24 protein-coding genes are annotated in these 18,436 nt (G+C 43.9%); 16 read left to right on the top strand and 8 right to left on the bottom strand.

What is annotated here, in order from left to right:
• The first annotated feature begins 277 nt into the window (after positions 1 to 277).
• On the top strand, positions 278 to 2,380 hold the full coding sequence (locus ACX0G7_RS09550; protein ID WP_458923231.1) for a glycoside hydrolase family 3 protein: 2,103 nt from the start codon (positions 278 to 280) through the stop codon (positions 2,378 to 2,380).
• A 37-nt stretch (positions 2,381 to 2,417) separates the two neighbouring features.
• On the top strand, positions 2,418 to 2,876 hold the full coding sequence (locus tag ACX0G7_RS09545; RefSeq protein ID WP_458923230.1) for a GNAT family N-acetyltransferase: 459 nt from the start codon (positions 2,418 to 2,420) through the stop codon (positions 2,874 to 2,876).
• Here the strand turns inward: ACX0G7_RS09545 and ACX0G7_RS09540 are convergent.
• From ACX0G7_RS09540 to ACX0G7_RS09530, 3 genes are read right to left on the bottom strand one after another with little or no spacing between them, the layout of a single operon-like run.
• Positions 2,865 to 3,638 carry a LytR/AlgR family response regulator transcription factor gene (locus ACX0G7_RS09540; protein ID WP_458923229.1) on the bottom strand — a complete coding sequence of 258 codons (774 nt, stop codon included), beginning with the start codon at positions 3,636 to 3,638 and terminating at the stop codon, positions 2,865 to 2,867. The genes ACX0G7_RS09545 and ACX0G7_RS09540 overlap by 12 nt on opposite strands.
• Positions 3,592 to 4,626, bottom strand: a complete 1,035-nt coding sequence (locus tag ACX0G7_RS09535; RefSeq protein ID WP_458923228.1) for a sensor histidine kinase — start codon at positions 4,624 to 4,626, stop codon at positions 3,592 to 3,594. The genes ACX0G7_RS09540 and ACX0G7_RS09535 overlap by 47 nt, the downstream gene beginning before the upstream one ends.
• A gap of 51 nt (positions 4,627 to 4,677) precedes the next feature.
• Positions 4,678 to 5,376 carry a DUF2306 domain-containing protein gene (locus ACX0G7_RS09530; protein WP_458923227.1) on the bottom strand — a complete coding sequence of 233 codons (699 nt, stop codon included), beginning with the start codon at positions 5,374 to 5,376 and terminating at the stop codon, positions 4,678 to 4,680.
• Between the two features lie 290 nt (positions 5,377 to 5,666).
• Between ACX0G7_RS09530 and ACX0G7_RS09525 the strand changes: the two genes are divergently transcribed.
• The gene (locus ACX0G7_RS09525; RefSeq protein ID WP_458923226.1) at positions 5,667 to 6,623 is read left to right on the top strand and encodes a D-2-hydroxyacid dehydrogenase; all 957 of its coding nucleotides are present in this window, start codon (positions 5,667 to 5,669) and stop codon (positions 6,621 to 6,623) included.
• A gap of 20 nt (positions 6,624 to 6,643) precedes the next feature.
• On the opposite strand, the gene ACX0G7_RS09520 is transcribed toward ACX0G7_RS09525, so the two are convergent.
• The gene (locus ACX0G7_RS09520) at positions 6,644 to 7,387 is read right to left on the bottom strand and encodes an NIPSNAP family protein (protein WP_458923225.1); all 744 of its coding nucleotides are present in this window, start codon (positions 7,385 to 7,387) and stop codon (positions 6,644 to 6,646) included.
• 225 nt (positions 7,388 to 7,612) lie between these two features.
• On the opposite strand from ACX0G7_RS09520, the gene ACX0G7_RS09515 reads away from it, so the two are divergent.
• Complete coding sequence (locus ACX0G7_RS09515) at positions 7,613 to 7,999, top strand: response regulator (protein WP_458923224.1); 387 nt, start codon at positions 7,613 to 7,615, stop codon at positions 7,997 to 7,999.
• Here ACX0G7_RS09515 and ACX0G7_RS09510 read toward each other — a convergent pair.
• On the bottom strand, positions 7,992 to 8,402 hold the full coding sequence (locus ACX0G7_RS09510; protein ID WP_458923223.1) for a response regulator: 411 nt from the start codon (positions 8,400 to 8,402) through the stop codon (positions 7,992 to 7,994). The two genes, ACX0G7_RS09515 and ACX0G7_RS09510, sit on opposite strands and share 8 nt — an antisense overlap.
• Positions 8,403 to 8,586: 184 nt before the next feature.
• Between ACX0G7_RS09510 and ACX0G7_RS09505 the strand changes: the two genes are divergently transcribed.
• From ACX0G7_RS09505 to ACX0G7_RS09470, 8 genes are all read left to right on the top strand, one after another.
• Positions 8,587 to 8,820 carry a hypothetical protein gene (locus ACX0G7_RS09505; RefSeq protein WP_458923222.1) on the top strand — a complete coding sequence of 78 codons (234 nt, stop codon included), beginning with the start codon at positions 8,587 to 8,589 and terminating at the stop codon, positions 8,818 to 8,820.
• Positions 8,801 to 9,226, top strand: a complete 426-nt coding sequence (locus ACX0G7_RS09500) for a hypothetical protein (RefSeq protein ID WP_458923221.1) — start codon at positions 8,801 to 8,803, stop codon at positions 9,224 to 9,226. Before ACX0G7_RS09505 ends, ACX0G7_RS09500 begins: the two co-directional genes overlap by 20 nt.
• On the top strand, positions 9,223 to 9,453 hold the full coding sequence (locus ACX0G7_RS09495; RefSeq protein ID WP_458923220.1) for a hypothetical protein: 231 nt from the start codon (positions 9,223 to 9,225) through the stop codon (positions 9,451 to 9,453). Before ACX0G7_RS09500 ends, ACX0G7_RS09495 begins: the two co-directional genes overlap by 4 nt.
• Positions 9,454 to 9,546: 93 nt before the next feature.
• A complete protein-coding gene (locus ACX0G7_RS09490) occupies positions 9,547 to 9,729 on the top strand; it encodes a hypothetical protein (protein WP_458923219.1) in 183 nt (60 codons plus the stop codon).
• A 177-nt stretch (positions 9,730 to 9,906) separates the two neighbouring features.
• The gene (locus ACX0G7_RS09485) at positions 9,907 to 10,149 is read left to right on the top strand and encodes a hypothetical protein (RefSeq protein ID WP_458923218.1); all 243 of its coding nucleotides are present in this window, start codon (positions 9,907 to 9,909) and stop codon (positions 10,147 to 10,149) included.
• Positions 10,150 to 10,232: 83 nt separating this feature from the next.
• Complete coding sequence (locus ACX0G7_RS09480) at positions 10,233 to 10,565, top strand: DUF6496 domain-containing protein (protein ID WP_458923217.1); 333 nt, start codon at positions 10,233 to 10,235, stop codon at positions 10,563 to 10,565.
• Between the two features lie 65 nt (positions 10,566 to 10,630).
• Complete coding sequence (locus ACX0G7_RS09475) at positions 10,631 to 11,068, top strand: hypothetical protein (RefSeq protein WP_458923216.1); 438 nt, start codon at positions 10,631 to 10,633, stop codon at positions 11,066 to 11,068.
• Positions 11,069 to 11,076: 8 nt separating this feature from the next.
• Positions 11,077 to 12,996, top strand: a complete 1,920-nt coding sequence (locus ACX0G7_RS09470; RefSeq protein WP_458923215.1) for a glycoside hydrolase family 97 protein — start codon at positions 11,077 to 11,079, stop codon at positions 12,994 to 12,996.
• A gap of 38 nt (positions 12,997 to 13,034) precedes the next feature.
• On the opposite strand, the gene ACX0G7_RS09465 is transcribed toward ACX0G7_RS09470, so the two are convergent.
• The 3 genes from ACX0G7_RS09465 to ACX0G7_RS09455 form a co-directional block, all read right to left on the bottom strand.
• Complete coding sequence (locus ACX0G7_RS09465; RefSeq protein ID WP_458923214.1) at positions 13,035 to 13,310, bottom strand: SemiSWEET family sugar transporter; 276 nt, start codon at positions 13,308 to 13,310, stop codon at positions 13,035 to 13,037.
• Between the two features lie 62 nt (positions 13,311 to 13,372).
• Positions 13,373 to 14,647: an MFS transporter gene (locus ACX0G7_RS09460; protein WP_458923213.1), complete on the bottom strand. Its 1,275-nt coding sequence runs from the start codon at positions 14,645 to 14,647 to the stop codon at positions 13,373 to 13,375.
• 20 nt (positions 14,648 to 14,667) lie between these two features.
• Positions 14,668 to 16,263, bottom strand: coding sequence for a PAS domain-containing sensor histidine kinase (locus tag ACX0G7_RS09455; RefSeq protein WP_458923212.1), 1,596 nt, complete (start codon positions 16,261 to 16,263; stop codon positions 14,668 to 14,670).
• A gap of 144 nt (positions 16,264 to 16,407) precedes the next feature.
• On the opposite strand from ACX0G7_RS09455, the gene ACX0G7_RS09450 reads away from it, so the two are divergent.
• The 4 genes from ACX0G7_RS09450 to ACX0G7_RS09435 all read left to right on the top strand — a co-directional run bounded on the left by ACX0G7_RS09450 (position 16,408) and on the right by ACX0G7_RS09435 (position 18,400).
• Positions 16,408 to 16,719: a hypothetical protein gene (locus ACX0G7_RS09450; protein WP_458923211.1), complete on the top strand. Its 312-nt coding sequence runs from the start codon at positions 16,408 to 16,410 to the stop codon at positions 16,717 to 16,719.
• 50 nt (positions 16,720 to 16,769) lie between these two features.
• A complete protein-coding gene (locus ACX0G7_RS09445) occupies positions 16,770 to 17,615 on the top strand; it encodes an MBL fold metallo-hydrolase (protein ID WP_458923210.1) in 846 nt (281 codons plus the stop codon).
• 102 nt (positions 17,616 to 17,717) lie between these two features.
• Positions 17,718 to 17,951, top strand: coding sequence for a hypothetical protein (locus tag ACX0G7_RS09440; RefSeq protein WP_458923209.1), 234 nt, complete (start codon positions 17,718 to 17,720; stop codon positions 17,949 to 17,951).
• Positions 17,952 to 18,001: 50 nt separating this feature from the next.
• Positions 18,002 to 18,400 (top strand): hypothetical protein, encoded by a 399-nt coding sequence (locus ACX0G7_RS09435; protein ID WP_458923208.1) that lies wholly within the window; start codon positions 18,002 to 18,004, stop codon positions 18,398 to 18,400.
• Positions 18,401 to 18,436: the final 36 nt, after the last annotated feature.

Raw genomic sequence — 18,436 nt, 5'->3', positions numbered from 1 at the left:
ATTGATAGTAAGCAAATTAAAGAAATTTCCGGAGGTTCGCTCGAGACCTCCGCAATCTTTATTCAGCCCCAATAACACTGGGGCTGTTTTTTTTTTACAATCCCTCTGTTCTACCTGCACTAATTAACTTTTATCTTATTAAATACTCACTCACCGACGGTTTAATAAAAAAGATGCCGGAGTATAATTCTGTTGTAAATTGAAATCATTGTGATTTGTTGACCCTGGTTTAATTGGCTAAGGACAAATCTGAAATCAAACGATAAACTGCTTTGCTATGTGCTTCATTTCCTCCCGTAATTTGATCACCCGTTTGGTATTTGGTATCTCGATGCTGCCCATGGCAGTATGTTTTTCGCAGACCGATACCCCAATGAAGCCTGCTGGTCAAACAGCAAAACCGAAATCAAAAACGCAAACGGCCCGGAAACAACCGGAACTTGGTTACCGCACAGTTAAGCTGTTAACAGTCGACGGACTCCAGTTCAAGGACCTCAACAAAAATGGCACACTCGACCAATATGAAGACTGGCGATTGCCCGCTGTACAAAGAGCCAACGATCTCGTGTCCAAAATGTCACTCGAAGAAAAAGTTGGATTCATGCTCATCAGTACAACCAGGCTGAAGAACGAGGGTGGTCCTCAACCGGCCGAAAACAGGCAGCCTGTAACCAGTGATTTTAATGAGGATGATGTTGTCGCCAGCAATAATATATTTACGCGCAAGCCTTTGCCCGTACCCGTTATGAATGTTGCCGGTACCACTAAGGGAGTGACTCAATTTCATCTCCGCCATTTTATATTCAGGGCCAACGCACCATCAAAGGTTACTGCTCAATGGGCAAATAAATTACAGGCACTTTGTGAAAGTGATGGCCACGGAATACCTGCGATTGTTGCATCGAATCCGCGGAATCATATCACACAGGACGCAGCGATCGGACTAAGTGTTGGAAAAACGGCTTTCTCCACCTGGCCCGGGGAGTTGGGGCTATCTGCGATGCGTGATCCGAAACTGGTGCGCGAGTTTGCTGATATCGCAAGGCAGGAGTGGAAGGCAGTCGGTTTAAGAAAAGGCTATATGTATATGGCCGACCTGGCAACTGAACCACGCTGGCAACGTATCGAAGGTACATTTGGCGAAAATGCTGAGTGGACCGCAAAAATGATAACGGAGATCGTTTTAGGCTTCCAGGGCGATAAGCTCAACGCTACATCGGTAGCATTAACCACTAAACATTTTCCCGGCGGTGGCTCCGGGGAAGGTGGACAGGATCCACATTTTGACTGGGGGAAAAATGAAGTTTTCCCGGGGAAGATGTTTCGCAATAACCTGATCCCGTTTAAGGCAGCAATCAAAGCAGGTACGTCAGCAATCATGCCTTACTATTCCATACCAAAGGGTACTGAGTACGAAGAAATCGCATATGCGTATAATAAAAAGGTGTTGCAGGATTTGTTGAGGACTGAACTCGGATTCAAAGGAATTATTAATTCAGATACCGGTCCGATTGAAATGATGCCCTGGGGTGCAGAAAATTTATCAGTGACAGAACGCTATAAAAGAACACTCGAAGCTGGAGTAAATCTTTATTCCGGAACGGCAGATCCTGCAAAACTGCTGGAAACAGTTAAATCGGGTATGGCTGATGTAAAACTTGTTGATGAGTCTGTTCACCGGTTGTTATTGGAAAAGTTTGATCTTGGCCTTTTTGAAAATCCCTATGTAGATGAAGAAGAGGCAGAAAAAATTGCTGGTAATGCAAAGTTCCAGGAGAGGGCAGACCTGGCTTTACGCAAATCGATAGTGTTACTCAGGAACGAAGCGAAGTCATTACCTGTAAAGCCAAAAACAAAACTTTATTTTGAGTCCTACCTGCAAAAAAGAGGAGCCGCCAGCCCGCACAACATTTATTCTGCTAAAGAAATAAATCATAATGTTGAATTTGTAAAGACCCCGGAAGAAGCCGACCTGATCCTGTTATGGATCACGCCGGGGGGTAAATCATTGTTTGAGTCTGATGGTTCACCTATTGCGCTTTCCCTGTCAAAGAATGGAGTCGACATCAATTCCATCAATCAGCTGATAGCTAAAAAGCCCACCATACTGGCCATCAATTATACGAATCCGTGGGTGATAGATGAGATCTACAATGACCAGACCAGGTCAAATATCAAAGGTGTAATCGCAACTTTCGGAACTTCCACGGATGCTCTTTTAGACGTTGTTACCGGAAAGTTTAATCCAACGGGCAGGATGCCTTTTACCACCCCTGTGTCCGAGGCAGCCGTAAAAGATCAGAAGGAAGATGTACCCGGTTACCTGGAAGGATCCAGATACGCTTTGTTCAGGTATGATGAAGGGATCAGTTATAAATAAACCTGAATTCCGATATTTACACGATAAGTAAGGCATCATGTTAAACATCAAAAGAACAACTTCAGCTGACCCTGATTTTGTTAATCTCGTAAAACTACTGGATGCTGACCTGGCCATAAGGGACGGCGCCGACCATGCATTTTATTCCCAGTATAATAAGATCGATAAAATCAAACATGTTATAGTGGCGTATGATGCAGGAGTACCAGTTGCCTGTGGTGCCATCAAAGAATACTCATCCCGGGAAATGGAAGTGAAACGAATGTTTACAGCACCGGAACACCGTGGCAAAGGGGCCGCATTGCAGATATTAACTGAACTGGAATGCTGGGCCAGTGAAATGTCTTACACGAGCTGCATACTTGAAACCGGGAACAAGCAGCCTGAAGCAATAGCGCTTTATCACAGGGCGGGCTATAGTATCATCCCCAATTATGGCCAATATACCGGTGTTGAAAACAGTATATGTTTTGAGAAAAAGTTATTAAGGGGTTAGGAGCTTTTGCCTGATTGATTCAGAATAAGAGTAGGCGCTTCTTATTGTTGAACTTTTTCGGTTGTTCATTACAAACATAAAGGTGCCTTTGAAGTGTTTATGCACCTCCCTGATCTTTAGCTTGCTGATAATAAAACTGCGATGTACACGCACAAATTCAGCAGGCAAACGCTCTTCCAGGTAGCTGAGTGAATAATCGATCAGTTTTTCTTCTTCGCCAGTATGTATATATACATACTTGTCCCTTGCTTCAAAAAAATAAATATCATTGATGTGCACCAGCGTAATCTTATTACCTTGTTTAACGGGTAGGGTAGTAATCAGTTGTTGGCTACCTGTATTTTTGATAAGCTGTCTGATCTTTAAAACCGTGTCATTATCGGTGATACTTTTTTCGGTTATCCTCGCAATTGTTATCGCAAGTCTTTTACTTTCTATCGGTTTCAAAAGATAATCCACTGAATTCTTCTCAAAGGCCCTGATGGCATATTCTTCAAATGCAGTAACGAAGACTACCATAGGCAGATAGTCTAACCGGCTTATCACTTCAAATCCATTCAGCCCCGGCATCTGGATATCAAGAAAGATAAGTTCGGGGCGTAATGAATTTATGATTTCGACCGCCGCAATGCCATCGTGTGCTTCTCCAATGATATTTATCACCGGGTAAACAGCGAGCTCCTTTTTCAGACGGTGAATGGCAATTTCTTCATCATCAATTAAGAGGGTGCTGATAGTTTTTTGGAATGCTGATCCTGACATGTTTTGTGGGCCTGTTAACTAATTCAAGTTCATAATCATCATTGTATAATAATTTCAGTTTATTGGACACCATACCGAGTCCATGACCGGTGATGGGTATATCAGCAAATGCCGGTCCGGAATCGCTGATACAGATAAGCAGCGTATCATCTTTCAGCCTGAACTCCACATTAACAAAGCCATTTCCGGTTGTATTTTCTATCCCGTGTTTCACTGCGTTTTCCACCAGAGGCTGCAGTATAAAAGATGGCATTTGCAGATGTAACACTTCCGGCCCGGCAATTACAGCATAAGTCATGCGGCTTTCATATCTTAAGTTAAGCATTTGCAGGTAGGTAGTAATGATGTCGATTTCTTCTGAAACCGCGTGAAAGGTAGGGCTGCTCTTAGTAAGTGTGAATCTGAAAAACTTTGACAACAGCAGCACCAGTTTTTCGGCTTTTGCCGGATCCTTTGAAATCAGACCCGCAATTGTATTATGAACATTGTATAAAAAATGAGGATTAATTTTTGACCTTAATGCTTCCAGTTCAAACATCGTCTTTTGTTGCTCCAGCTGAAGGAGCCTGTATTGCTGGTTCAGAACCCTGGCATTAGCAACCGATTTCCATTCCTCACTCACATAGATCGGGATGCCCGCGACCATTACTACCAGTATGTTCAGAACATAAATGCTCCCCCCATTTAAGAAAGTGTAATGGCTGTTTGTCAGCCACGCTTGTATTATCAGGGTGATTTCCGTGCCGGCCATGGCTGCCAGCAATAACAGGAAGATCATGATAACCATTTTCAGGGTAACGTTGCCCGTCACTACTGTAAAATGAGATCTGTAATATATTGCCAGCATCATCAACGAGCCTATACTGACACTCGAAATGATCGAAATCAGGATACGGACCGGACGATGATCATAATTCAGATAAATGAAGGTGCCAAACGACAAACCAATCAATACCGAAATCAAAAAGATTTTCAGTGCAGGCCCCATTGAAAACAATTTAAGTTTTAACTGCGATGTCTGAATCAATTCGGGCGTTGCCTATTGATGGTGCCTGTTTTGAGCAGAATCTGCACTTTTGTGCCCGTCACTAAACGCTAACTTACCGGCTCCTGTTTTTTTGCTAAGTCTGATGAAGATAATGAATATGTAAACGAAACCGAATAGAGAAGGTAATAACTGGCTATAGGGTTTGTACTGGGGCAACACTGTGCCGGTAAAAGCGGATGTGATTGCTATCATTGAACTAACCATCTTATAAACGTGCTCATACATCATGGCTTTTGTGAGAAAGACCCGGCTCAGAAACATTTTTGTAAGGTCATAAATGGTAATGATAAAAAGGGCTCCTATAGTCGGGTAGACTACCGCCGGCGCCCAGAACAGTCCTATAGTAGTGATATGGTAAAGATAGTAAAGTGCCGAAGCCATCACTATTATCGGGACGATCAGGTCGCAGACTCCCGGTTTTTGACCTTGCAGCCGGATCGCTCTGATACCGCTAAAGCAGGTATAACCGCTGAGAAGGGTAACCACCAGCAGAAAATTGTTCCGGTTAAAAATAAAGACCCCGATTAAGCCCGTGATAATAACAATGATCACGGTCCGCATAAAATACTTCCCGGAACGCCGATGTAGTTTGCCTCCCTTAATACTTATTATAGCCGCGAAACCAGCGATCAATGCGATTGTTCCTGCAAGGATGTGAATGAGGATGTTACCCTGGTGAATGATGTTCATGTTGTTTACTTATTCAGCAAATCAAACTATCCTGGCGGTGTTAAAAAACGAAATCCCGACCAACGGGGATATCAGCCGACGAGCAGGGACATATGTTTAAGACAAAAGCCATAATTTAGTTGAGGTGGGGGAGCAGAAGGTGATAGGGTACACTGCTTTTCAGGTAAAGGTGTTGTGAGGATCGGAATTAACTGAAGCTGATGGATTGCAGATAAAATTAAATGTGGATGTTCCGGGCATAGGGATCGTAAAAAGGAACAGATCAAAGCAGATTTTAAATTAATGATGTTATGAGGATAGTTGTTTTAGATGGGTATACATTAAATCCCGGGGATCTGAGCTGGGCGGAAATTGAGAAATGCGGGGACCTCACCGTTTATGAAAGAACAGAAAGTGACCAGGTTGTTGAGCGGTGCAGGGATGCCGAAATCATTCTTACAAACAAAACTCCGGTCAGCCGGGAAATGATAGGCATGTTGCCCAGGTTGAAGTTTATCAGTGTGCTGGCCACGGGTTTCAATATAGTAGATGTTGCTGCTGCGAAAGAAAAGGGGATCGTGGTGTCGAATGTGCCCGGCTATGGTACCGCTTCCGTTGTTCAGCTTACCTTTTCACTCATCCTGGAGTTCTACAACCAGGTGAGTCTGCATGGCCAGGCCGTAAAAGCAGGGGACTGGGTCAATTCCAAGGATTTTTCTTTTACAAAGGCACCGCTTCATGAACTGGAGGGAAAAACGATTGGCATCATCGGGTTTGGTACAATAGGCAGGCAGGTCTCAGATATAGCACTTGCATTCGGTATGAAGGTCCTGGCTAACAGCCGCAGCCTCACCAAACACGGGAACAATTCTTCTATAAGTGCGGCCGGACTCGAATCCCTGCTTTCGGAATCGGATATAGTAACCATACACTGCCCGCTCACTGATGAAACAAAAGGGATGATCAATAAATCGACCCTCTCATTAATGAAAAAGACCGCTATTCTGATCAACACGGCGCGTGGTCCGATCATTAATCAGGATGACCTTGCCCAGGCCCTGAATAAGGAAGCAATCGCCGGCGCCGGGTTAGACGTGTTATCCAAAGAGCCGCCGGAAAAAGATAATCCTTTATTGTCAGCGAAAAATTGCATCATCACACCTCATATAGCATGGGCCACGGTGGAGGCGCGTGCACGACTATTGGATGGAACGATCCGTAACCTGGTCAGTTTTCAGCAGGGAAACCCCGTAAACGTAGTGAATTAGAAAGACAGCCGTTTACAAGTCTATCTGATCTTTGAAAAAGCCAACGGTTTCAACCAGACCGATTCTACTTTTTCAACGATCTGATGATCTTTTTCAGACTCAGCCTTTGCTTTGATCCAATCCGGATCTTTCCGGAATGCATCCCAGGATTTTTTGCCCGCTTCTTCATTCGGGTAAGCAACCATATAAATGAGTCTTGGTTCTTTTCCTGCAGGTTCTACCGTTGTCCAATAGGCGACGTGCTGAATGCCCTGTTTAGACAAAAGCTTAAGAGAATGGTTCCGGAACCTGGTTAATAATTCCTCCTTTCTTCCCGGTAATATATAATAAGTTCTTAATTCGAAGGTCCGGTCGGCTTTGGCTATGGAAGGTTTGATTGCGGGTGATATACTTGCGGCATCCATGAATATGGAAGTCACTTTTGCAACAATCTTACCCGATTCTTCAGACTTTGCTGCAACTGCCTTCCATACTGTATCGCTACCAAACGCTTTCCACGAAGCATCCCTGGCTTCTTTTGAAGGATATGCCAAAACATAATACAGGGCATTTTCGGTATTATTTATCGGCAGCCAGTAGCCGACATTCTCCATACCGTGTTTCTCAAACAGCCTGGTTGTATGATTGGTGAAACGCTCGACCAACGCATCCAGTCGTCCCGGATGACAGTAATAAATCCGAAGCTCGTAATATTTCGAATCAGGAGACTGGGCAGAAATTAGAAACGGCGCGGCGAGTGCGATAAACAAGAGAGAAAATTTCATCTGGCAAAATAGTTTTAGAAATCTGAAAAGTTAATGAGGACAAATATAACGGTGTTAAATCTACCTGTAACGCAATTAATGATTGGAGAGATAAATATTTTTTTTAGCTATAAACACTTATCGGGCCTAGCAGAAAGTCTTGCTTTTTCCTAAATGACCACTAAAAACATTGCATGAAAATAACCGTGTGTGTACCTTGGCAAATAACCCCCAAACACACAACCCTTGACGAAGACTATTGCCATTCTTGAGCCCCATGAGATCCTGCGACTTTGCCTGTCGGAAGTGCTGACTTATCTTAACTATGAGGTAATCATCAAATCCGGTGAGACGCTTGATTTCATCGAGTTGCTTGCTACAACCGATCGTCTACCTGATATCATCATTTCCGAGGTTCAGCTGAACGATCTGCCCGGTATTTCCCTGTTCAGGCACCTGCGCCATCATTATCCCGAGACCAGGTTGCTTGCATTTTCGGCAGATGACAGCGAATGGACCATTCAGCTTGCTCTTGAGGAGGGCGCGTATGCTTTCCTGGAGAAAGGAAACAGCCTTCAGAAACTGCAGCAGGTACTAGAAATGATTTCCAGCCCCGAGTTCGAATCTAAATAAAACGCGTGCCAAGCGAGGCCAGTGGTTCGTTGACATTAATTACATGATCAAGAACTTTGACGAGTGCAGGAATGCCGGTAGGTTTGCGTATGCATGCAACGGCTCCCATTTTCAGTGCTTTTTTGAAAGTCTCGTCCTGGATACCATTTGAATAGATGATTACCGGAACTGCGTGGAAAGTATCAATCTTCTTGATCCTCTCCAGGCATTCGAAACCATTTACCTTAGACATATTTATATCCAGGAATATTACGTCAGGGCGTATGAAACGAAGCATATTCAACCCATCCAGCGCGCCGTCTGCATAAGTACATTTACACTTCTCACAAACTTCCTGCAGTGCTTCATTAAAAATATCCCATTCATCGGGATCATCATCAATCAGAAGGATATGTCCAATCATGCGACGAAGTTAAGGCACCGACGTCTTTTAACAAACTACATACGCACCCGACATCTGCTAATTAACCTGCTTAAGGTTAGAGCATTGGATCAACGTAAGTGTTTCCGATTATGTGCTGCACGGCTCGAGACCTGACGGTTAGCAATGGTGGCATATTTTTTATACCTCTACAACAAAAATGATAATGGAAACAAGGATTAATAAAGAATATGAACAGATGTTGCTTGAAGAGTTAAAATCCCTTGACAGCCAGGCAATTAACATAGACGGTAACACAATGAAACCGAGCCAGTGTTACCATTGGGAATCTGACCCGGCTCACCTTCTGTATAATACTAATTGTCCTCCTGATCTGAAGCAGAAACTCCAGGCCATCATAGCAAAATATGTAGATACTCATGAAACTCGCACATCTTGATACGGATGTAAACAGTAAGGGAACGATAAAAGAACTGCTTGAACGTGCAAGAGATTATGAAGTGGAGGGGGATACCGGGCAGGCCATAAAGATTTATTCAGGCATCATTAAAAAAAAGCCCCTCAACGAGTTGGCTTATAATCGCCTGATGATATTGTACAGAAAGCTGAAGGACCATCAAAAAGAGATTGCGATAATTGATCAGGCAATAGCAGCTTTCGACGCAGAAGCCAACACAAGCAGAAAGCAGCCTGCAGCAAAGATTGGCAAGTTGAGTTTATCACTGGGTAAGCTGACCGGGCTAATCGACAAAAAAGGAAAGTCACTTTACGATCCTGAACCGGTCGCAGGCTGGAAAAAAAGAAAGCAATTGAGCCAAAAACGTTTAAAAAAGAAAAAGAAATGACATCAAATATTCATGTTGAAACACCAGACGGGAAGTTAAAAACTGATAAGGTCGCTTCGCCCGAAAACCCGGCTGTGAACAAATCTGAAGTGGCTGATAAGAAGGATATCATTGAAGGTCCGAAATCGAACCCTGATCCCTTTGCCAATTCCAACCTCGAAGAAAAAAACAAAAAAAACGAAGGTGAAGGCACCGGTACCGAAATTACCGATGGTGAAGCCGGCTGATGTTGATTAAAATTTCAGGAAAGCTTAAACGGAATTCGTAACTTATAAGAAGTTAACTCATAAGAAGTATTAACGAACATTAAAACTTGGAATATGAAAAGTAACAATCCTCAGCAATCGAAGCCTCAGGCGACGAATTCAAATCAAAAACCACCAGAAAATAAAGACAACCTGGACAGCAGGAAAAATGAAGAGCAGACTTTCAAAGGAAATGATGTAACTCACAACAAAAAACCGACGAGAACTGATGGGAACAAACACAGGAGCAAACTGTAGCAGACAAGTGTAAAGGTTATAACTGAAAGGATTTGTTTTAAATAATTAGTTTATCAGAGTAATTAAATCGGGCGTAGTGTCCGAAGCCATCCTGGATAATAAACCAGGATGGTTTTTTTTAGTGCTTAACTGATGAGCATTGGATCACCAGATTTTTTACTTAGTTGCGTTATAACAATGAACGAAACGTTAGAGCTACCGGTACATTACAAGGAGGAAGATCTATTGCTCAAAATGGAAATGATAAAATGGGGCTATACCCACCGTTTCAAAATTGATTTGAATGGTACGGTATACTTCTTTGAGCCTGATGAAGAAGGTACTTATCGTGCACTTACAGAGGACCGTACCGGTCATCAGTCCGTTAATGACGGCCTGCTCAGGGCAATCGGGGAAACACTGGATGAGTTGATGAAATAAAGCATTTTGAAGAAATACTAATGGCACCTGAATTGTATTCGGTTTTGGCTATTACTATATTTTCTAACCAAATCATTATTCCGATGGCAAAGTATTCTAAAAAAACCCAGGATAAAGTAGAGACTGTAATGCATGAAAAAAAGAAAGGCAAATTGAAATCCGGAAGCGGCCAAAAAGTTACCAGCCGGAAACAGGCAATTGCCATAGCACTTTCCGAAGCGAGGAAAGAAGGAGCAAAGGTCCCCCCGAAAAAATCCGCGGCAAAAAAATCAGCTGCAAAGAAATCAGCTGCAAAGAAATCAGGTTCAAAAAAATCAGCTGCGAAAAAAACGGCAAAAAAGAAAGCATCGAAAAAAAGGAGTGCGGTAAAAAAATCCGCGAAAAAGAAAGCGGCCAAAAGATCAAAATACAATTGATTCATTTTCCTTATCTTCAGAGGTATACTATCAACCTAATCTGTAATGGGAAAACTTGTTCTTACATGCTGAATCCTCGAACCAGGGATGCTGTAGAAATATTAAATGGGCTTATCAGGATCAACAACGATCGCATAAAATTCTACAAGGACTTTCTCGATTATGGTAATGAGTTAGATGCTGATTACCGCGAATTTTTCGCACTGGTGGCCGGAGAAAGCTACCAGAATAATATATGGATAAGTATCGAAATTCAAACCATCGAAGGTAATATCGAAACCGAGACGCCTGTTGAAGATATCAGGGAGGGTATAACTCCTGTCGTTCCTATTCCCACACGCGGGGCTATCATGAAGCAATGTGTAGTCATCGAAAATAATATACGTGCCGAATATGCAAAAGCCATCCAATCGGTCTTCATTCCCCAATACATGCGTGAACTGTTAAAAAAGCAGATACGCCGGCTTGAATCAGCAAAACGACAGATAGAAAGATTCTCTTAAAATCTCGTATGAAAACGATTCAAATTTTGCCGGTGTTGCTGGCCATTTTTATTATTTGTACAACGCCGCTGACGGCTCAACAATACTCTTTGGCCAGTCCGGACAACAAACTGCTCGTTGAAATCAATACAGGAAGCAATGAAAGGTCATTGATGACGTATGCGTTCCTTACAAAATCAAAGGAACGACTGATAAATGGAATCATCGGCATAAATACGGGACCATCCGCATCGAACAAAGAATCATCTAATCCTGCCCCGCAAAACACGGTGTATTATGCCGGGAAACCTTTGAAGAAAAGCGTCTCACGTTCATGGACAGCGCTATATGGTGAAAGAAAAATTGTTCCTGAAAATTACCGCGAAATAATTTTTCGTTTTGAGACCCGTGGCCAATCGCCAGATAGCATCATTGTGATCTGCCGGTTATACAACGAAGGTTTCGCATATCGTTATCGCGTGTACAAGCGGGGGGACTTTACTATTCAGACAGAACAAAGCATGTTTGAAACGCTTCCCGGTAGCATTGCCTGGAGCAGCAGGTTCGCTCAAAGTCCTATATCACAGATACCGGTCCGGCAACTGGCAGATACAGTCGAAAGACCACTGACAATACAAATACCGAACAGTAAATACCTGGCTTTGGGAGAAGCCGCGCTGACGGACTTTGCGAGAATGAAGTTCGCAGGTACCAGGTCCGATTCTCTGGGTTGCGTATTGGGATCAGCTATAGAAGCAACCAATACCATTTTGTCCCCCTGGCGATATATCCTTATTGGTGATTCACCGGCGGCTTTACTGGGAAGAAATTATCTCCTGGAAAATCTTAATGAGCCATCAGCAATCGGGAAAGATAACTGGATCAAGCCTGGTAAAATTTTACGTGAAGTAACATTGTCTACCCAGGGTGCTATTAATAGCATTGATTTTGCATCCAGGCATAATATCAGTTACATATGTTTTGATGCCGGCTGGTATGGAAAGGAAGATAGTGATACGTCAGACGCCTCCAGGGTATCGTTGGATCCCGCACGCGCGAAGGGTTCTCTCGATCTGCAAAAGGTAATTGCCTATGGCCGCACACATGGGGTGCGTGTGTTTCTCTATGTAAACAGGAGAGCACTTGAACGCCAGATTGATACTTTGTTTCCGCTGTATGAGTCCTGGGGCATTAAGGGGATAAAGTTTGGTTTTGTACAGGTCGGATCACAAGTTGTTACCTCGTGGCTGCATAGCGCAGTCACCAAGGCCGCAAAATACCATTTGCTCGTTGATATACATGATGAGTATCGGCCTACGGGATTATCACGGACATATCCGAACCTGCTTACACAGGAAGGTATACGGGGGGATGAAGAAAGCCCTGTTCTTGAGCATACCATAAAAACAATTTTTACGCGGATGATAGCGGGCGCTGCAGATAACACTATCTGTTATTTTAACGAACGGGTGGACAAAATGGGTTCGCATACCGCACAACTAGCTAAGGCGGTATGTCTCTACAGTCCCTTGCAGTTCCTGTACTGGTACGACAGACCTTTACCCGACACTTCTACAGATCTTCGCCCCGGTATCATCCGGCAAACAGCTGAACTTGACTGGTTTGATCAACTACCGGTTGTGTGGGATGAAACCAGGATCATCGAGGGTACGATGGACGGATACGTGACCATCGCAAGGCGCGCAGGCAAAAACTGGTTTGTCGGTTCCCTTAATGGTGTAACCGAAAGAAAGTTGAATTTAGCGCTCAGGTTCTTAAAAACCGGAGCCCGGTACACGGCTACCATCTATACCGATGACCAGGCCTTAAATTCTCCTACAAGGGTAAGAAAGAGGGAGCGCAAAGTAAGTTCGGATACAAATCTCCAGTTTGATATATTGAGCCGGAACGCGGTCGCCATAAGGATTACAGAAATCCCCGCGGACTAAAATTGCGGGCTCTCCGTACCAAATAGTGATGGTCTTACTCAAGCCGCTTTTTCGTTTTGTTTATAGCGGATGGTAAAAAAGATGACCAGCAGGTTTATAAAAAAAGATACGCAATTCGTGATGATGATAGGCATGTCCTCCTTAAGTGAACCGTACCATATCCAGGTTCCCACGCCGATAAGCAGAATGAATAACATGAGATATGAAATATTCTCTGCCTTTTTTTCCTTTATAATTTTTACCAGTTGGGGAAGCAATGAAATACAAGTGCAAATCCCGGCAAATATGCCTATTTGTGTGGCGTATTGTTCCATCCGGCTTCAGATAGAAAAGCCATGCCATCACCATGGACTGATAGGCGGAGGACCGGGTTCGCTTAATCTTTGATCAATGAAGTTTTTTTGGTATCCGCCATCAACAGGTAAACCAGCAAAGAAATAAAAATGCAGACGGTTACATAATAGTAATACCAGTCTTCATGCCCGGCTTTTTTCAGCCAGAGCGCAATGTACTCGGCGGTTCCACCAAAAAGGGCCACGGTAATCGAGTAGGGAAGACCCACACCCAGTGCCCTTACCTCAACCGGAAACAATTCAGCTTTAACAACGGCATTTATGGATGTATAACCGCTTACGATCACCAGGGCCGCCATAAGCAGCAGGAATATATTAAACAAACCGGTTGCAGATTGCAGTGCCATAAATAAGGGTATGGTGAAAATTGTACCCAGTATCCCGAAGGCTATCAGGAGTGGTTTACGGCCGATCCTATCGCTCAGCCCTCCAAATACCGGTTGCAGAAAAGCGAACAGCAGCAGAGAACAAAAGGTAAGCAACGTTGACTGATCCTTTGATAAACCCGTAGTATTCACCAGAAATTTTTGCATGTAGGTGGAATAGGTATAAAATGCAACGGTGCCGCCGAGTGTGAGTCCAACTACAGTAAGTATCGCCCGTGGATGTTGCAGTAGCGTTAACAGGGGATTTCTGCGGACGGCTCCTTTGTTTTGCTGGCTCACAAATGCGGCGGTCTCATGTAAGTTCTGCCTTAGGTATAAGGCTATGAGTGAAAGTACAGCTCCGATTATGAAGGGTATCCTCCAGCCCCATTCGTGCAGTTGTTCGTCAGTCAGGAATATTCTTTGTAACAACAGCTGCAGGCCGACGGCCAACAGCTGACCACCAATCAGGGTTACATACTGGAAGCTGGAATAAAATCCGCGGCGTGAAGCAAGCGCAACTTCACTGAGATAGGTAGCCGAAGTTCCGTATTCACCCCCGACACTTAATCCCTGTAACAACCTTGCTATGAGCAACAGGATAGGGGCGAAAATGCCGATGGCATTATATCCCGGTGAAATAGCGATAAGTAGAGAACCGAATGACATTAACAAAACGGACAGCGTCATTGCGGTTTTCCGGCCATGTGTGTCGGCGAGTTTCCCGAAGATATAGCCGCCTATCGGCCTCATGATAAAACCAACTGCAAATATGCCTGCAGTATTGATGAGCTGTGCTGTGGAATCGGTATTTGGAAAAAAGCTGGAAGCGAAATACAAAGAAAAAGCAGAGTAGGCGTACCAATCGTACCATTCAACAAGATTTCCAATAGACCCACCGATGATAGCCTTCAGCCTTTGGTCAACCGCCATATAATTTTTTATGGATAAAGTTATTTATTCACCGGCAATATCACGGTAAATACGGCGCCCTCGTCTGTCTTTCCGTTCGCGTATATGACCCCGTTATGATTCGAAACAATCTTGTTGCAGATGGCCAGTCCTATGCCATGGCCGGAATAATCGGGAGACATGTTTAATCGTTGAAATACTACAAAGATCCTGTCTGCATATTGCTGATCAAAGCCGATCCCATTGTCGGCGAACCTGATTTCATAATAGGGATTATTATTAGAAAGCGAATTAAATTTTACCCTGTCTTCCGCAGGTAAAGGTCTGCCCGAAATGGTAATGATAGGTGTCCTGGCAGGATGAGAGAATTTTAAAGCATTACCGATCAGGTTGTAGAATAGTTGGTTCATCTGCGCCGGGATGCCTGGAACAGCCCCGAGGATATTGCTTTTGATTTCTGCCTTCTTTTGTTCTATCAACAACTCAAAATCCCCGAGCACATTGTTGAGGATCTTATTCAGATCGATCTCTGAAAAGGTTGGCTCGACCTTTGACAACCTTGAATAGTCAAGAAGGTCCGTGATCAGGGATGTCATTCTTTTGGCGGAGTCTGAAATCTTCTTCGTGTATTCGGTGCCATCCAGCTTCGCGTCTGTTTTGCCTAAAAGAATGCTGCTAAACATCTGTATTTTTCGAAGTGGTTCCTGGAGATCATGCGATGTTACATATGCAAATTGTTCCAGTTCCGCATTTGATCTTGCAAGTTGTTGATTGGCCAATTCCAGTTCTCTCGTTCTTTCGGCAATCCTCAGGCTTAATTCGGAAGAAAACTTCTTTTCTTCGGTGATGTCCTGCACAATTCCAAGCAGTCTTACCGGTTTTCCTTTCTGGTCATATAAAATACGGCCTGTTGCCCTTATCCAATGGATTGACTGATCTTTCCAGATCACCCTGGCTTCGTATTCGAGTCTCCCGGTTACGATGGAAAGTTCATGCGCCGCTGCTCTTGCGGCTTTGTCATCCGGATGTATCACGTTGGTATAAGCAGATCTGTCACCTGCCGCGTCAAGTCCAAATATTTGTACAAATCTTGGCGTCACTGAGAGCTCGTCGGTCTCCAGATTGAGCTCATAAGAGCCGAGCCTGGCGGCATCAACTGCAAGTCGTGTAGTCTCTTCTGCCTGTGCGATTGCCCTGCGGGCATGAACCTGCGCCGTTACGTCACTCGCTACAGCAAGCACACCAACCATTTCGCCCGTTTCGCTATAAAAAGGCTGAAAAACAAAATTTGCAAAAACCTCGTCTCTTTTTCCATTCCGCATGATCACTACGGGTCTCTCATGTTCATGAAAGGTGTTACCGGTTGTAACTACGTAATGCAGCAATTTGTCAAAACCCTGTTGTGAGACTTCCGTAAAAACTTCGGTAAGTTTTTTGCCGATCGCACTTGCATCACGATCCCATAACTCAAGCATCGGCGGATTCGCAAGCTCGATCACAAAATCCGGTAGTCTTAACATGCAGATGGCAACCGGTGCATGCATCAACAAACGGAATGCCTGCTGATATCCTCCTCCCTGGTCAAATGCTTCTGCCTGGCCTGTGCCCGCCGGTGTTTTATGTTGGTTTTCGGTCATTATACTGAATCTGGAATGAAGATAATGATATACCCGGAGATGTAATGCCAGGGCTACCAACAGGTATTACAACATGGGCGGGGCATGTCTTTTGATATTTTATGCCTGGGAACCTCATTTATTTATTCACAATACGTTTTAATTATGACAATACTCAGGCCGTCAATCAATCAAACTAAAGTCCGGAAAATTAGCATGTATTTTTCGCTCCTGTTGTCTTTTGCGCTAATAAGCACAGGCTTGTTTGCACAGGAAACCGTAGAAATTAATGGTCAGGACCTGGGAACCTGGTTCGAGCGGAACTGGATGTGGGTAGCAGGAGGAGTTTTGTTGCTGTTGATACTGATTTTTGCCATGTCAGGTAAAAAGTCATCGAAAGTCCGCAAGACTACCACAGTTGTGAAGGATACATATGGTAATGTAAAAAGCGTGACAACCACTGAGGAAAAACCTTAGGCGGGCTTTGACTTCCCGACTGCAAAATGCCTTAGATTTGCAGCTTCGGTATGTCATTATTTATCACATCGCTTAATTCCGGCAGCAACGGTAACTGTTATTATATCGGTAATAACGAAGAGGCAGTTCTCGTTGATGCCGGCTTGCCGTGCAAGGAACTCGAACTGCGGATGTCCCGGCTTGGACTTAGTCTTGAAAAGGTTAAAGCTGTGTTCATATCCCATGAACATAACGATCATATCTCAGGCATTCCTACATTGTTGAAACGCTACAGGCTGCCCGTGTACATAACAACATCTACCCTTAGAAACGGAAAGATCCGATTCGATGCCACCCTTATTAATAATTTTTTACCTTATCAGCCCATTACGATCGGGGGGTTGACAATTACTGCCTTTCCGAAATTCCACGATGCCTGTGACCCGCACAGTTTTATTATCTCAAATGGTAAGATCAATATTGGCGTTTTTACAGATATAGGCAAGCCTTGTGAACATGTGACCAGGCATTTCAGTATTTGTCATGCGGCTTTTCTTGAATCAAATTATGACGAACTGATGTTGAGTGAAGGTCGTTATCCATGGTTTCTGAAAAACAGGATAACGGGCGGGAAAGGTCACCTTTCAAACACGCAGGCATTGGAGATCTTTCTGCAGCATCGTCCTTCCTATATGACTCACCTGCTTCTTGCACATTTGTCAAGAGAAAATAATTGTCCCAAACTTGTTGGCGAGCTTTTTACAAAACATGCAGGCACAACTAATGTCGTAGTGGCAACAAGGTATACAGAAACCCCTGTTTTTGAAATAACCGGCCTGGGGCAATATGTCGCAGACGCTTTTATCAGGCCAAGGTTACCGCAGGCGCCGGCCTACTCACAACTCAGTTTGTTTTAGGATTTTTATTGCTAAGTTTCTAAACCATGGGTGAGACCATGATGTAGATCGGGCGGTATGTCTTTTGCTGGCTCAGATCTGATCGAACTACATACATTTCGCATGCAATCAGACACTCAGCTACTAACAACCTGCCAGCAGATTTATTCCAGGTATTTAAATCCATCTGACCCGGGGTATGATGCTGCATCCCTGATGACAGAAATCCAGCAAATGCTTACCAGGCTTCAGTCAGAAATCCGGATTCAAAGTGAAGCGGGTGCTAACACTGTTTTGTTGGAGAAGATGCAGGAGGATCTGCAGCGCATCATTGAACAGATGGGTGTTGAAAATTAACAGGCTTGGGTCACCCTGATAATTTGGTAGCTTTGGGTATAAATTCCCAGATGAAATACTCCCAGATTATTGGTGTTATAACCACGCTAGTTCTTGTTGCAAGTTGTTTTTTCCCCTGGACCTGGTATCCGGATCTGAACAAATTTTTTACGGGATTTTTTTCTGAGGGTCAGATCTATGGTAAGCCCGGAAACGTGTTCATTTTTTTCTCGGTATTTGCCATAGCCTTTTTCCTGATTCCGAGGGTCTGGGCCAAGAGATGGAACTTTATTTTCGGCGGACTGATACTGGCTTATGCGATAAAATCCTATATAGTGTATACGGGATGTTATAATGGAATTTGCCCGGTTAAGCAGCCCGCCATCTGGATCATGCTCGCCAGCTCGATCATTATCATGGTCATGGCGGTTGTTCCGGATACTAAAACTGTAAATGATCCCGCAAATTAGAAAAGACAAACACCTGTCTGCTCAGAACTCTGCAAA

The sequence above is a fragment of the Flavitalea antarctica genome (assembly GCF_054461535.1).
The sequence above is the reverse complement of the archived record's forward strand: the minus strand, read 5'-3'. Positions and strand labels throughout refer to the sequence as shown.

Bases quoted from the DNA above. Each gene is read 5' to 3' on its own strand.
- ACX0G7_RS09440 (WP_458923209.1), top strand. From the start codon at position 17,718: ATGCAATCAGACACTCAGCTACTAACAACCTGCCAGCAGATTTATTCC.
- ACX0G7_RS09500 (WP_458923221.1), top strand. From the start codon at position 8,801: ATGAAACTCGCACATCTTGATACGGATGTAAACAGTAAGGGAACGATA.
- ACX0G7_RS09550 (WP_458923231.1), top strand. From the start codon at position 278: ATGTGCTTCATTTCCTCCCGTAATTTGATCACCCGTTTGGTATTTGGT.
- ACX0G7_RS09530 (WP_458923227.1), bottom strand. From the start codon at position 5,376: ATGAACATCATTCACCAGGGTAACATCCTCATTCACATCCTTGCAGGA.
- ACX0G7_RS09525 (WP_458923226.1), top strand. From the start codon at position 5,667: ATGAGGATAGTTGTTTTAGATGGGTATACATTAAATCCCGGGGATCTG.
- ACX0G7_RS09495 (WP_458923220.1), top strand. From the start codon at position 9,223: ATGACATCAAATATTCATGTTGAAACACCAGACGGGAAGTTAAAAACT.
- ACX0G7_RS09465 (WP_458923214.1), bottom strand. From the start codon at position 13,310: ATGGAACAATACGCCACACAAATAGGCATATTTGCCGGGATTTGCACT.
- ACX0G7_RS09520 (WP_458923225.1), bottom strand. From the start codon at position 7,387: ATGAAATTTTCTCTCTTGTTTATCGCACTCGCCGCGCCGTTTCTAATT.
- ACX0G7_RS09475 (WP_458923216.1), top strand. From the start codon at position 10,631: ATGCTGAATCCTCGAACCAGGGATGCTGTAGAAATATTAAATGGGCTT.
- ACX0G7_RS09485 (WP_458923218.1), top strand. From the start codon at position 9,907: ATGAACGAAACGTTAGAGCTACCGGTACATTACAAGGAGGAAGATCTA.
- ACX0G7_RS09535 (WP_458923228.1), bottom strand. From the start codon at position 4,626: ATGGGGCCTGCACTGAAAATCTTTTTGATTTCGGTATTGATTGGTTTG.
- ACX0G7_RS09455 (WP_458923212.1), bottom strand. From the start codon at position 16,263: ATGACCGAAAACCAACATAAAACACCGGCGGGCACAGGCCAGGCAGAA.
- ACX0G7_RS09480 (WP_458923217.1), top strand. From the start codon at position 10,233: ATGGCAAAGTATTCTAAAAAAACCCAGGATAAAGTAGAGACTGTAATG.
- ACX0G7_RS09540 (WP_458923229.1), bottom strand. From the start codon at position 3,638: ATGTCAGGATCAGCATTCCAAAAAACTATCAGCACCCTCTTAATTGAT.
- ACX0G7_RS09510 (WP_458923223.1), bottom strand. From the start codon at position 8,402: ATGATTGGACATATCCTTCTGATTGATGATGATCCCGATGAATGGGAT.
- ACX0G7_RS09460 (WP_458923213.1), bottom strand. From the start codon at position 14,647: ATGGCGGTTGACCAAAGGCTGAAGGCTATCATCGGTGGGTCTATTGGA.
- ACX0G7_RS09545 (WP_458923230.1), top strand. From the start codon at position 2,418: ATGTTAAACATCAAAAGAACAACTTCAGCTGACCCTGATTTTGTTAAT.
- ACX0G7_RS09470 (WP_458923215.1), top strand. From the start codon at position 11,077: ATGAAAACGATTCAAATTTTGCCGGTGTTGCTGGCCATTTTTATTATT.
- ACX0G7_RS09450 (WP_458923211.1), top strand. From the start codon at position 16,408: ATGACAATACTCAGGCCGTCAATCAATCAAACTAAAGTCCGGAAAATT.
- ACX0G7_RS09490 (WP_458923219.1), top strand. From the start codon at position 9,547: ATGAAAAGTAACAATCCTCAGCAATCGAAGCCTCAGGCGACGAATTCA.
- ACX0G7_RS09445 (WP_458923210.1), top strand. From the start codon at position 16,770: ATGTCATTATTTATCACATCGCTTAATTCCGGCAGCAACGGTAACTGT.
- ACX0G7_RS09505 (WP_458923222.1), top strand. From the start codon at position 8,587: ATGGAAACAAGGATTAATAAAGAATATGAACAGATGTTGCTTGAAGAG.
- ACX0G7_RS09435 (WP_458923208.1), top strand. From the start codon at position 18,002: ATGAAATACTCCCAGATTATTGGTGTTATAACCACGCTAGTTCTTGTT.